The sequence below is a fragment of the Arthrobacter sp. lap29 genome (assembly GCF_032458965.1).
Classification (GTDB): domain Bacteria; phylum Actinomycetota; class Actinomycetes; order Actinomycetales; family Micrococcaceae; genus Specibacter; species Specibacter psychrochitiniphilus.
The window spans coordinates 85,705-97,754 of record NZ_JAUCEK010000010.1 but is presented as its reverse complement, the minus strand read 5'-3'; the positions used below and the strand labels follow the sequence as shown (position 1 = coordinate 97,754).

The following is a 12,050-nucleotide window of genomic DNA, read 5'->3' as shown; positions in this document are numbered from 1 at the left end:
GGGTGCAGCGCCCCGATTTTTTTCAGTGAAATATTTTAGTTGCTTTTGTCCCTCAGGGACATTGTGAAAGGACCATGTAGCCATGTCATTGACCCTGTACCGCAACGGTTCGGTATACAGTTCCGCAGACCCCCTGGCCACAGCCATGCTGGTGGATGGGGACGTGGTGGCGTGGGTAGGATCCGAGCACGCAGCCACCTCGCTCCTGGACTCACGTATGCGCGAGGTGGACCTGGCAGGGGCCTTGGTGACACCCGGCTTTGTGGATTCACACGCGCACATCACCGAGACCGGCTTGGCGATGACGTCAGTGGACCTTTCCGGGGCACGCAGCGCCCGCGAACTGTTGGACTTGGTGGCGGACGCCGCGCCTACAAGCACTGGTGTTTTGTTAGGTCACGGCTGGGACAACTCGCTGTGGGCTGATGCCCGGCTACCCCTTGCCGGTGAGCTGGAGAACGCCGCAGGAGGCCGGGAAGTGTATTTGGCCCGGGTGGATGTTCACTCGGGCCTGGTTTCGCCGGCACTGGCACGGCGCTGCGCGCTGGCCGGTATGATCGGCTGGGATGGCGAGGGCCTGGTCAGCGGCGGTGCACATGCTACCGCGCGTGACGCCGCCCGGGACCTGTTCCCCGAACAGCGTGAGTCCGCTCAGCGGAAGGCCTTGGCTCACGCAGCTGCCAATGGATATGTGGCTCTGGCGGAAATGGCGGCGCCCCATGTTGGCTCGCCGGAGGACCTTGCAGCGCTCGTGGCGCTTGGCCAAGCACAGGGTGGACAAGCGCTTCCGCAGGTGTTGCCCTATTGGGGGCAGCTTGTCTCCAGCGCCGAGGAAGCCCGCGCCTTGCTCGCTACCCTTGGCACCGATGTCCTGGGATTGGCGGGAGATATCAATATTGACGGTTCCCTCGGTTCCCGCTCCGCCTTCTTACGCCAACCTTATGCGGATGCGCCCGGGAATTACGGCAGCGCCCAGCTCACCGTGGAGCAAGTGGGGGACCACTTCGCGGCAACGTCTGAGCTTGGTCTGACCGGGGGATTCCATGTGATTGGCGACGGCGCCATGGAAATCGCCGTGGAGGGACTGGAACGTGCCGCACAGCGTGTGGGCATCGACCAGGTCCGGGCCGCCGGGCACCGGCTGGAGCACGCCGAGATGGTGGATGCGGCTGCCATGGACGCGCTGGCAAAATATTGCGTCACAGTTTCAGTGCAGCCGGCTTTCGACGCACAGTGGGGAGGCGTGGATGGCATGTACGCCCGCCGGCTGGGTGTTGAGCGAGCCAAGGAAATGAACCCGCTGGGCCGCTTTTATGCCGCCGGGGTGCCGCTCTGCTTCGGATCGGACACGCCAGTGAGCCCTTTGAACCCGTGGGCCAGTGTGCGCGCAGCACTGAACCATCACGAAGCAACATCCCGTATTTCAGCCCGTGCCTCCTTCATTGGGCATACTCGCGCTGGTTGGCGTGCGGCAAAGAACGAGAACCCCTTCATGGGCCAGCTGGTCCCCGGCGCTCCGGCCAGTTTTGCCATTTGGGATGTGGAGCAACTCATGGTGCAGGTGGCCGACGAGCGCGTGCAGTCCTGGTCCACTGACCCGCGAGCCCGCACACCACTTCTGCCGGCGCTAGATACGGGCAGTGATCCCCGTTGCCTACAGACGGTGCACCAGGGCCGGGAACTGTTTGTTGCCGACGGATTTGCGCTCTAGCCTCCGCGGCCGGAGGTAGCCCTCAGTGAGTAACAGGCGGGCTTTTAATGCGTAAAAAAGATTACTGGAGACTCGCGGGGCTGACCTGCACGGATACGTGTCTGCGCAGGTCAGAGCCGTGTTGACAGGCTAGCTATAGGGAATTAGCTTTAGGGGAGCGGTGAACCTCCCACGGGAGGTTACCGGTCGGTACGGATTTGAGTTCTGCCGACACTTTGGGGATAAGTTCACGCGCCAGTAGAAAACAAATCCGATCGCCACCATGGTGAACGTCGCATTTGGTCCGAAGGCGCGTGAACTTATCTTTTCCCCCGGGCCCTCGCCTATACTAGACACTTGGCGCTACCCGTCTGCCACTGTGGCTTGATGGCACTTGCCCGCCCGGGCGGAAGCTGAGGTAGTGCCCCTCACCTAAAAATCATTACGGAAAGGCACCAATTGCTGCGTGTCCTGACGATCATTCCCACCTACAACGAGATCGAGTCACTGCCGAAGACTCTGGCGCGTCTGCGGGCCGCAGTGCCACATTCGGATGTGTTGGTTGCCGATGACAACAGCCCCGACGGTACCGGAGCATGGGCGCAGGAATATGCGGACAATGATCCGCAGGTCCACGTCCTCCACCGTGCCGGTAAGGAGGGACTCGGTGCCGCATACCTTGCCGGTTTCACCTGGGGCCTCGATGCAGGCTATGACGTGCTTGTTGAAATGGATGCTGATGGCTCCCATCAGCCCGAGCAGCTACCGCTGCTCCTGGACGCCATTGAGCAGGGCGCAGACTTGGTGCTTGGTTCTCGCTGGGTCCCCGGCGGCAAGGTTGTCAACTGGCCGCTGCACCGCAAACTGATTTCCACCTGCGGCAGCCTCTACTCACGAGTGATTCTGGGGATCTCCATCCGCGATGTCACGGGCGGCTACCGGGCCTTCCGCCGTGGCACCTTGGAAGCTCTTGACTTCAACTCCGTCGAATCAGTGGGTTACGGATTCCAGGTAGATATGCTGTGGCGTGTCTGCCAAAAGGGCATGAAGGTGGTTGAAGTTCCCATCACGTTCGTGGAACGCGAATTCGGCGCCTCCAAGATGAGCGGCAACATTGTCCAAGAAGCCATGGTCAATGTCACCAAGTGGGGATTGAGTGCCCGCTGGAACAAGCTGACCGGTCGCAAATAATCCGCCCCCTGGCAGCGCTGTGATAGTTGTTCCCACCTGCCTTAACAGATAAGGGTGCCCCCGAGGAGTATCTCGGGGGCACCCTTATCTGTTAACGCAGGTGTTGGCTAGACCTTTTCCCCACGCTTTTCGCGCAGGATGGTCAGGCGGTCCGCCAGGATGACTTCCAGTTCAGGAAGGGTGCGGCGCTCCAGCAGCATGTCCCAGTGAGTGCGGACAGGCTTCTCGTTGGATGTGTCAGGTGCCTCACCGTTGACCAGCAGGGCTTCCTTGCCGGTCTTGGACATCCAAGTAGCTGGCAGCTCGGCCTCGGCTGAGAACATGACAAACACTTGCTCACCATCTGCACAGCGGTATTCCACACGTTGGCGGGGAGCCGGCTCCACGCCTGATTCCGTCTCCATGCTTTGTGCGCCCAAGCGCATGCCACGCAGGCTGCGATCGCTCATAACTTCTCCCTCAAGTTGATTACTGCTGTTTCAACGCTGCACGTCCGCCAGTTGTTCCTGCTCTGCCGGGATGAAGCAAAAAATCCGGCCGGGCAAACGCCGCGCGGCCAATCACCCATTATACGTGATTGGCCGCGCGAGGTTTGCAGGGGTACGTTGGGTTATTGCCCGGCACCTGCGAGAGGATCGACGGCGTCGTCCGTGTCAGGGGTGGTAGTTCCCAGAACGTTGCCAATGCCCTTCAGGGCCTCACCCACTTCGCTGGGAATGATCCACAGCTTGTTGGAGGTTCCGGAGGCAATCTTGGGCAGTGTTTGCAGGTACTGGTATGCCAGCAGCTTCTGCGTGGGATTGCCCTTGTGAATGGCGGAGAAGACCTTCTGGATCGCCTGAGATTCACCGTCGGCACGCAGGATGGCTGCCTTGGCATCACCCTCAGCCTTCAGAATGGAGGACTGGCGTTCACCTTCAGCAGTCAAAATAGCAGACTGCTTGGTTCCTTCAGCTGTCAGAATCGCGGCACGGCGGTCACGCTCTGCACGCATCTGCTTCTCCATGGAATCCTGGATGGACAGGGGCGGGTCAATGGCCTTGAGCTCAACACGGCTGACGCGGATACCCCAGCGGCCCGTGGCCTCATCGAGCACGCCACGGAGCTGGCCGTTGATCTGGTCGCGGGAAGTCAGTGCTTCTTCAAGGTTCAAACCACCCACCACGTTACGCAACGTAGTGGTGGTCAGCTGCTCCACAGCCTGAATGTAGTTGGCAATCTCATATGTTGCCGCACGCGGATCCGTGACTTGAAAGTACACCACGGTGTCAATGGAGACCACCAAGTTATCTTCGGTGATGACCGGCTGCGGGGGGAAAGAGACTACTTGTTCACGCAAATCAAGCAGTGGTAGCAGACGGTCCACGAAGGGGATGAGGACTGTGAGTCCAGGATTGAGTGTGCGCTGGTACTTACCCAGTCGCTCCACCACACCGGCGCGGGCCTGCGGAATGATGCGTACTGAACGCACCAGAACAATAACTACGAATATCAGCAGGACAAGAACAACAAATAGCCACACGATTGTGCCGGCTCCGTCTACCATGAAATCCCCTCTTTTCTGTGTAAAAAAACGTGTCTCTACACCGGCCAGCTCACGCAGTTGCGGGCCCGCTCAGCGTAGAAATACTTAGGCTGTTGTGGCGGCCGTTCCGGACGCTTTGTGGGTGCTGGGGTGGGTGATGACGGCTGTGGCCCCATCAATGGCGGCAACTTCAACCGTGGCGCCTACAGGAATCTCGGTGCCCCCTTGGACACGAGCACTCCAAATATCTCCGCCAATCTTGACCAGCCCACCACCGGTACTCACAGCTTCCAACACCACTGCAGAGCGCCCAATGAGGCGGTCCACGTTGGAGAGCTGGTCAGCTGGGCCGCGGTGCAAATGGCTTAGGGCCAAGGGCCTGATGAGAACTGTCGTGGCGAGGGCCACAACGCAGAAGATGACAATCTGTAGCCACAGCTCGGCACCGAAGAGGAACGCCACGAGTGCGGCGAGGGCTCCGACAGACATCAAGATGAAGTACAGACTCAGCGTCAGCATTTCGGCCACTGCCAGGAGCAGAAAAACCGTCAGCCAGATGATCCAGCCGAAATCATTGATCCATTCAAGCATTGGGTCCCCCTTAGGGCTTATTTCGTATCTACGACACTACTACGTTGAGCTGAAAGTTTCCGGTTAGATTACTGCCTGTTGGGGCAATCTTAAGGGTTCTGAACCGACGTGGCCGGCAATGTCGCTCAGGATCGCCACGCCGTGACGTAACTGGGTGCTTTCATAGCAAAAAGGCAGCCGCAAATACCGCTCAAATGCACCATCGAGGCCAAAGCGCGGGCCGGATACTAGAGCCAATCCCTGCGAGCGCGCTGCCAGTGCCAGGGCGGAACTGGACATTGTCTCGGTGTTGATCCATAGTGACAAGCCCCCGTTGGGGATGTTAAGGCTCCACTGTGGCAGCAGTTCTTGTAGGAGTTGGACCAGGGTATCGCGTCCGCGCCGAAGTTCCCGGCTGCGGCTGGCAGCCATGGACGGCAGATCCTTGAACAGCGCCAATGCTGCAAGCTGTTCCACGATGGGGGTGCCGAGGTCTACGGCGGGTCGGTTGCGCAGGATTCTGGCCTGCATTTCGCGGGAGCTTCTGATCCAGCCAATTCGCAGTCCGCCCCAGGCGAGCTTGCCCAGTGAGCCCAGCGTGATGATGTTGGGGGAGAAGCTCGCCATGGGGGGAAGCGGCCCGCGGTTGATGTCCAGCAGGGCAGTGGTTTCATCGACAACCAGAATTGTTCCTTCTCTATCCGCGGCGGCTGCTAGGAACTCCCTTTCGGCTATGGACATGCTCAGTCCTGTGGGGTTGTGAAAGTCCGGCATCAGGTAGGCCATGCTGGGAGCCGCGCGACGGATTTGCAGGAGCGCCTGCTGCACATCCCAACCGCTTTCCGCCCGGACGGGGAAGGCGAGAATGCGTGCGCCGAGAGAGGTGAAGGTGTCCAGTGCATGAGGGTAGGTGGGTTGCTCAACCAGGATCCGTTCCCCGGGGGAGTACAGGGTGCGGGCCACTAGATTCAGCCCGTGTTGCGCCCCAATGGTGACCATGATTTGATCCGCCGAGGTGGGCAGGCCCCTGTCAGCGAAGTGTTGAGCGATGGCCTCCCGCAGATCCGGTAGGCCAACCATGTCAAAACCGTCATGGGAGAGATAGTTGGGAAGTTCGGCCAAGGCGGATGCATAGGCGCACTGCAGACCTGGGTAGGCGGGCGCTGTTGCCTTCGTGAAGTCAAAAGGCAGGCCGGAGTGTAAAGAATGCTCGCCCCGTTCCATGCCGGGCAGGCACAGGGTACTTCCGGAACCACGAACACTTTCCAAAAAGCCGTCCTCGCGGAGTTTTGAGTAGGCGGCCGCAACCGTGGTACGGCTCAAATCCAGTGCCTGGCTCAGTTCCCGCTCAGCAGGCATGCGCGCACCACTAGACAACCGTCCGTCAAGGAGCAGAACCCTGATGCGTTCGGCCAGTGACTGGTAGGCGGGGGCGTTGCCGCGCCACTCGCCCAGTTCTCGGGCTAGCCGGTGACCCGTGACAAAAGTGTTCATGAGTCCACATTAGTTGAATTGGATCTATCTTGTCAGGCCACTTTGCCTAGACTTGCAGTATGAATTCTTCATCCGCATCTTTTCTCACCACTCAAAGACTCTCTGCCCGGCTTGTGCGGCTCGTGGCCGGTTTGCTCTTGTACGGTGTGGCGATGGCGTTGATGATTCGGGGCAATATTGGTGCTTCACCGTGGGATGTCTTTGCCCAGGGCGTATCCCGTACAACACAGATCTCCTTTGGCATGTGCACCATCATTATCAGTGGGGTGGTGCTGCTGCTGTGGATTCCGCTGAAGCAGCGCCCGGGGGTCGGTACCATTGCCAACGCCCTCCTGGTCGGGGCTTTTGCTGATGTAGGCCTGTTTCTGATCCCGGAGGCTCATCACTGGGCGCTACAGGTACTCACCTTCAGCTCCGGCTTGTGCCTTATTGCCTTTGCTACCGCACTGTACATAGGAGCTGGCCTAGGCCCGGGCCCGCGGGATGGGCTGATGACGGGACTGGTTCGTGTGAGCGGAAAGCCAGTATGGCTGATCCGGACCGGCCTGGAGTTTTCGGTGGTGGTGATTGGCTTCCTGCTCGGCGGGGTAGTGGGGGCAGGTACGGCGGCGTTTGCGCTAGGGGTGGGGCCACTCACCCAGGTGACGCTGCGTTGGCTCCATGTTGACCTGCACGCCAAGACCCCGGGCATCGCCGTGACGGCGGCGGCCCCTGCGCCTGCACCTGACATTGCCCCTGCGCCTGCACCTGACATTGCCTCTGAATCCGCCTCTTTGCACAGTCGTGAAAGAGAACGGGACGTGCGGCGGCAACAAGGCGCCGAGCCGGAGCCTCTGCCGGCGGATTAGTTTTGCTTTCCAGTGAACTTAGTTTTGCTTGGCCGTAAATGTGGAGATTCGGAAAGCAGCAGTCGCTGCGCTCAGTGCTGGCAGGCCAGCAAGGTGCGTACTGGCCTCCTTGGCCTCTAGGTGGTGGCCGGCTGGGCCCATCAGGGCCACATTGGCAATGTCCGCCGGGCCCAGCTGCAGGGGAACGACTAACTCACAGTTCCCTGCCGGGGTGAAATGAGCCTCGAGGGAATGGTTGAGCGCGGCTTCCTTGTCTTCTTGAATTCCTAGCAGAGACGCCTCCTGGGCGATCTCGGCAAGATGACTTGCCAGTGGGGTCACCACCACCAAGGTGCCACCGGGTTTGAGTACGCGGGCAAACTCTTTGGCATTGCGGGGCGCAAAGACCACCAGAACCACATCGGCCGTGTTGGCTCCCAGCGGCAAGGCACGCCACAGGTCCCACACGATGTTCAGTGCTTCGGGGTTACGCCGAGCAGCCCGGCGTAATGCGAACTTTGAAATGTCCATGCCCACCGCGAACGGGCTGCGAGCGCCGCCGGAATTCTCACAGCCGCCCTTTGGCCAGTGGTGATCTTGGTTCCCAGCCGGCGAATTCTCAGTTTCTGGGTGGAAAGCTGCCAGGATCTGTTGAAGGTACCAGCCGGTGCCGGTGCCGGCGTCCAGAATCATGTGCGGCCCGGGCCCTGGCAGGAGCCGGCGGATAGTACTCGCCAGCGCGTCGCCGAGAGGGCCGTAGTGGCCGGCGTCCAGAAAAGCGTCACGGGCCGCCACCATGGCGGCCGTGTCCGGAACAAACTTGGTGCCATGGCCCGTGAGTAGATTCAGGTATCCCTGGCGTGCAATGTCAAAGCTGTGGCCGCGCTCGCAGCAGAGGGCGCCCTCCCACTTTTCGGGGGCTGTGAAGCCACCTCCGCAGTGGGGGCAGAGCAGTGCGTTCAGTGCAGAGAATTCCATGGCTCCAATCTTAGGGGTGCCACCCTAGAACCCCAGCCCCTCCCTGGCGGCAAGAATGTCCGGATTGGCCCAGTGCTGACTGTATTGAGCGTTGCTGGCGAGCGAGCGGGTGTGTGCCTTGTCTATATAGAGGGTGCCGAAGAGGTGATCACTCTCATGTTGGACTATGCGCGCCTGCCACCCCGAAAACTGGCGGGTCTGCGCAGTGCCGTGCTCGTCGTCGTACTTCAGTTCAACAGCGCTGGGGCGCTCAACCACCGCCTGCCACCCCGTCATGGACAGGCAGCCCTCGTAGTGGGCCGCCAACTCCGTGCCAAGTGGCGTGTAGCGAGGGTTGATGAGAGTGAATGGTTCTAGAGGTTCGCGCTGCCGGGCGGTGGCATTCTCCGCACTGACTTCGAACATATCTTCGATTACGGCTAGTTGCAGCGGTATGCCGAGCTGGGGTGCGGCCAATCCAACCCCTGGAGCTGCATGCATGGTAGCGCGCATGATCTCGATGAGCCGGGCAAGATCCGTGTCACTGACTTGACCCGTGAAGGGAAGGGCGCGGGCACGCAGGGTGGGGTGGCCTGCCTGCACAATCTCGGGCAGCACGGCGGATTCCAACCCAGCGGATTCCAGCACGGCGGCAATAGATTCGCGCAGGTACTCCTCGGTCAAAACATGCCTCATGTTGCTGCCCTCCAGTGGATTATTCACCATCTCATTGTGTCAAGCCTTTGCCCACCCCCTTGCCATTGCGTGGGTGAGGGCTATGGTGGCTTAAAGGGCTCGCAGAGATCAGAGGATTGTCATGTCTTCCAACAGTTTCGATGCACGTAGTGAACTCACCGTTGACGGTGAGAGCTACCAGATCTACCGCTTGGACAAGGTTCCCGGCTCGGCCAGGTTGCCGTACAGCTTGAAGGTCCTGCTGGAGAACCTGCTCCGCAACGAGGACGGGCTCCTGGTCACGGCCGAGCAGGTCCGTGCCGTGGGGGAGTGGGATCCGGGGGCCGAGGCGAGCAAGGAGATCCAGTACACGCCGGCCCGGGTGCTCATGCAGGACTTCACCGGCGTCCCCTGCGTGGTGGATCTGGTGGCCATGCGTGACGCCATGGCGGATCTGGGCGGGGACCCGGCCAGGATCAACCCGCTGATCCCCGGCGAGCTGGTCATTGACCACTCCGTCATTGCTGATGTGTTCAACCGCCCCGACGCTGTCTCGAAGAACTCCCAATTTGAATTCCAGCGCAACCAGGAGCGCTACCAGCTGCTGCGGTGGGCCCAACAGTCATTCGCCGACTTCCTGGTGGTGCCGCCAGATACGGGGATCTGCCACCAAGTGAACCTGGAATACCTCTCCCGCGTGGTGTTCACCCGCGAGCGCGACGGCGTGAAGCAGGCTTACCCGGACACTCTGGTAGGCACGGACTCGCACACACCCATGGTGAATGGCTTGGGCGTGCTGGGCTGGGGAGTGGGTGGCATTGAGGCGGAGGCCGCCATGCTGGGCCAACCCATGAGCATGCTGGTCCCGCAGGTGGTGGGCTTCAAGCTCACCGGTGAGCTGCCCGAGGGCACCACCGCCACGGACCTGGTGCTCACCGTGGCCGAGCTGTTGCGCAAGACCCGTGTGGTAGGCAAGTTCGTAGAGTTCTTCGGTCCCGGCGTGGCCAATGTGCCGCTGGCCAACCGTGCCACCCTGGGCAACATGAGCCCCGAGTACGGCTCCACCTGCGCCATCTTCCCGATCGACGCCGAGACCCTTGACTACATGCGCCTCACCGGCCGCAACGAACACCAGATCCAGCTGGTGGAGGCTTACGCCAAGGAACAGGGCATGTGGCACCATCCAGAACACACCCCGGATTACAGCCAGGTGGTGGAACTTGACCTCTCAACCGTGGAGAGTTCCATTGCCGGTCCCAAGCGCCCACAGGACAGGATCCCGCTGCGCAGCGCCGCACGTGCCGTGCGCGGACTTCTTGCGGGGGAGTCACAGGAAGTGGCAGTCATGGCAGGCGGACTCGACGACGCCGGGGATGAATCCTTCCCCGCCAGCGACCCCGTGGCCATCAGCGCTCGCATCCAGCGCGATGAACCGCCCCACCAGTACTTGGACGACGCCGGAGAAGGGCTCGAATGGCCCAGTGACCCTGTGGAGGTTGTGCTCGACGGGGTGAAGCACAACCTGGACCACGGCGACATTGTCATTGCCGCCATCACCTCCTGCACCAACACCTCCAACCCCTCCGTCATGATCGGCGCCGGGCTGCTGGCCAAAAAGGCCGTGGAACTGGGCCTGGACCGCAAGCCGTGGGTGAAGACCACACTGGCGCCCGGCTCCCGCGTTGTCACCGACTACCTTGACCGGGCAGGGCTGAGCCCGTACCTGGACAAGATTGGGTTCAGCCTGGTCGGATACGGCTGCACCACCTGCATCGGCAACTCCGGACCACTCATCCCCGAAGTCAGCGCTGGCGTGAACAGCAAGGATCTGAACGTTTCCGCCGTGCTCTCCGGAAACCGTAACTTTGAAGGCCGCATCCACCCCGAAGTGAAGATGAACTTCCTCGCCTCACCTCCGTTGGTCATCGCGTACGCGCTCGCAGGCTCCATGCATGTGGACCTGTTGAAGGAGCCACTGGGAACTTCCTCCTCGGGGGAACCGGTGTTCTTGAAGGACATCTGGCCAACGACGGCGGAGATCAAGTCCGTGGTAAACGCCAGCCTTGAGGCGCAAATGTTCACGGACGGCTACGCGGATGTCTACCACGGGGATGAAAACTGGCGCGGTATGGAGGTGCCGGAGGGCGACATGTTCGCCTGGTCTGACGAGTCCACGTATGTGCGCAAGCCACCGTACTTTGATGGCATGAGACGGGAGCCGGAACCTGTTCAGGACATCGTGGGCGCGCGGGTGTTGGCTCTACTGGGGGATTCGGTCACCACGGACCACATCTCCCCGGCTGGGAACATTAAGAAGTCCTCTCCTGCCGGTCAGTACTTGCAGGCGAACGGTGTTGCTCAGGCCGACTTCAACTCCTATGGCTCACGCCGTGGCAATCACAACGTCATGATCCGTGGCACCTTTGCGAACATTCGCCTACGCAACCAGCTGGTGCCTGGCGTCGAAGGTGGATTCACCAAGCGCTCACCTAACGGGGACAGGGAGACCATTTTCGAGGCATCCAACACCTTCCAGGCTGAGGGGACGCCGTTGGTGGTGATTGCGGGGACTGACTATGGATCCGGCTCCTCGCGTGACTGGGCTGCCAAGGGCACCATGCTGCTGGGGGTCAAGGCCGTCATCGCTGCATCATTTGAGCGTATCCACCGCTCCAACTTGATTGGCATGGGCGTGCTGCCTCTGGAGTTTAAGGAAGGCGAGACGGCAGAGTCCCTGGGCCTGACAGGCTTTGAAACATACTCGATCACGGGCTTGGCTGGTGCCAACCCGTTGCCGCGCGAGGTCACGGTGCGCATCGAGTCAGACGGGGAAATCCGCGAAGTCGCCACCAGGTTGCGCATCGACACACCTGCCGAGGAAGCGTACTACGTCCACGGCGGTATTTTGCAGTACGTGCTTCGTCAGTTACTGGAGGCGTAACCGCCACGTCCCGCAGTGGCGTTCTGTCTGCGCCGGCCCGGCTGCTGCGAATGCGCCACTTATTCACTGGCGCATGATGGGGCTCTTGCCGTGCGGATAATATAAGTGGCTTGCCTGCGCCTCTGCCACTGCCTCTGCCGCTGAGGCTTTTGTTACGTAAGCGCCTACCCATGAATCCGC

The 12,050-nt window shown here is 60.9% G+C and carries 10 protein-coding genes; 4 read left to right on the top strand and 6 right to left on the bottom strand.

Features of this window, described 5'->3' with window-relative positions; all coding sequences use genetic code 11:
• Window positions 1-82 precede the first annotated feature (82 nt).
• The gene (locus tag RY113_RS16160) at window positions 83-1,711 is read left to right on the top strand and encodes an amidohydrolase family protein (protein WP_315915394.1); all 1,629 of its coding nucleotides are present in this window, start codon (window positions 83-85) and stop codon (window positions 1,709-1,711) included.
• Between the two features lie 441 nt (window positions 1,712-2,152).
• Window positions 2,153-2,881, top strand: a complete 729-nt coding sequence (locus RY113_RS16155; protein ID WP_110106878.1) for a polyprenol monophosphomannose synthase — start codon at window positions 2,153-2,155, stop codon at window positions 2,879-2,881.
• A 107-nt stretch (window positions 2,882-2,988) separates the two neighbouring features.
• On the opposite strand, the gene RY113_RS16150 is transcribed toward RY113_RS16155, so the two are convergent.
• The 4 genes from RY113_RS16150 to RY113_RS16135 form a co-directional block, all read right to left on the bottom strand.
• Complete coding sequence (locus RY113_RS16150) at window positions 2,989-3,330, bottom strand: RNA polymerase-binding protein RbpA (RefSeq protein ID WP_110106771.1); 342 nt, start codon at window positions 3,328-3,330, stop codon at window positions 2,989-2,991.
• A gap of 161 nt (window positions 3,331-3,491) precedes the next feature.
• A complete protein-coding gene (locus tag RY113_RS16145; RefSeq protein WP_110106772.1) occupies window positions 3,492-4,427 on the bottom strand; it encodes an SPFH domain-containing protein in 936 nt (311 codons plus the stop codon).
• Window positions 4,428-4,511: 84 nt separating this feature from the next.
• Window positions 4,512-4,997, bottom strand: coding sequence for an NfeD family protein (locus RY113_RS16140; RefSeq protein WP_110106773.1), 486 nt, complete (start codon window positions 4,995-4,997; stop codon window positions 4,512-4,514).
• 63 nt (window positions 4,998-5,060) lie between these two features.
• A complete protein-coding gene (locus RY113_RS16135; protein WP_110106774.1) occupies window positions 5,061-6,470 on the bottom strand; it encodes a PLP-dependent aminotransferase family protein in 1,410 nt (469 codons plus the stop codon).
• Between the two features lie 59 nt (window positions 6,471-6,529).
• On the opposite strand from RY113_RS16135, the gene RY113_RS16130 reads away from it, so the two are divergent.
• Entirely contained in the window at window positions 6,530-7,318 is a 789-nt protein-coding gene (locus tag RY113_RS16130; RefSeq protein ID WP_315915391.1) for a hypothetical protein, read from the top strand.
• Window positions 7,319-7,336: 18 nt separating this feature from the next.
• On the opposite strand, the gene RY113_RS16125 is transcribed toward RY113_RS16130, so the two are convergent.
• Together RY113_RS16125 and RY113_RS16120 are read right to left on the bottom strand one after the other, a co-directional pair.
• Window positions 7,337-8,275: a putative RNA methyltransferase gene (locus RY113_RS16125; protein WP_110106775.1), complete on the bottom strand. Its 939-nt coding sequence runs from the start codon at window positions 8,273-8,275 to the stop codon at window positions 7,337-7,339.
• A 24-nt stretch (window positions 8,276-8,299) separates the two neighbouring features.
• A complete protein-coding gene (locus RY113_RS16120; protein WP_315915390.1) occupies window positions 8,300-8,980 on the bottom strand; it encodes a peptide deformylase in 681 nt (226 codons plus the stop codon).
• A gap of 91 nt (window positions 8,981-9,071) precedes the next feature.
• Here RY113_RS16120 and RY113_RS16115 point away from each other — a divergent pair, with 91 nt between their 5' ends.
• On the top strand, window positions 9,072-11,870 hold the full coding sequence (locus RY113_RS16115) for an aconitate hydratase (protein ID WP_315915389.1): 2,799 nt from the start codon (window positions 9,072-9,074) through the stop codon (window positions 11,868-11,870).
• Window positions 11,871-12,050 lie beyond the last annotated feature (180 nt).

Coding starts and splice junctions, on each gene's coding strand:
- RY113_RS16145 (WP_110106772.1), bottom strand. CDS start 4,427: ATGGTAGACGGAGCCGGCACAATCGTGTGGCTATTTGTTGTTCTTGTC.
- RY113_RS16115 (WP_315915389.1), top strand. CDS start 9,072: ATGTCTTCCAACAGTTTCGATGCACGTAGTGAACTCACCGTTGACGGT.
- RY113_RS16150 (WP_110106771.1), bottom strand. CDS start 3,330: ATGAGCGATCGCAGCCTGCGTGGCATGCGCTTGGGCGCACAAAGCATG.
- RY113_RS16140 (WP_110106773.1), bottom strand. CDS start 4,997: ATGCTTGAATGGATCAATGATTTCGGCTGGATCATCTGGCTGACGGTT.
- RY113_RS16130 (WP_315915391.1), top strand. CDS start 6,530: ATGAATTCTTCATCCGCATCTTTTCTCACCACTCAAAGACTCTCTGCC.
- RY113_RS16125 (WP_110106775.1), bottom strand. CDS start 8,275: ATGGAATTCTCTGCACTGAACGCACTGCTCTGCCCCCACTGCGGAGGT.
- RY113_RS16135 (WP_110106774.1), bottom strand. CDS start 6,470: ATGAACACTTTTGTCACGGGTCACCGGCTAGCCCGAGAACTGGGCGAG.
- RY113_RS16160 (WP_315915394.1), top strand. CDS start 83: ATGTCATTGACCCTGTACCGCAACGGTTCGGTATACAGTTCCGCAGAC.
- RY113_RS16120 (WP_315915390.1), bottom strand. CDS start 8,980: ATGGTGAATAATCCACTGGAGGGCAGCAACATGAGGCATGTTTTGACC.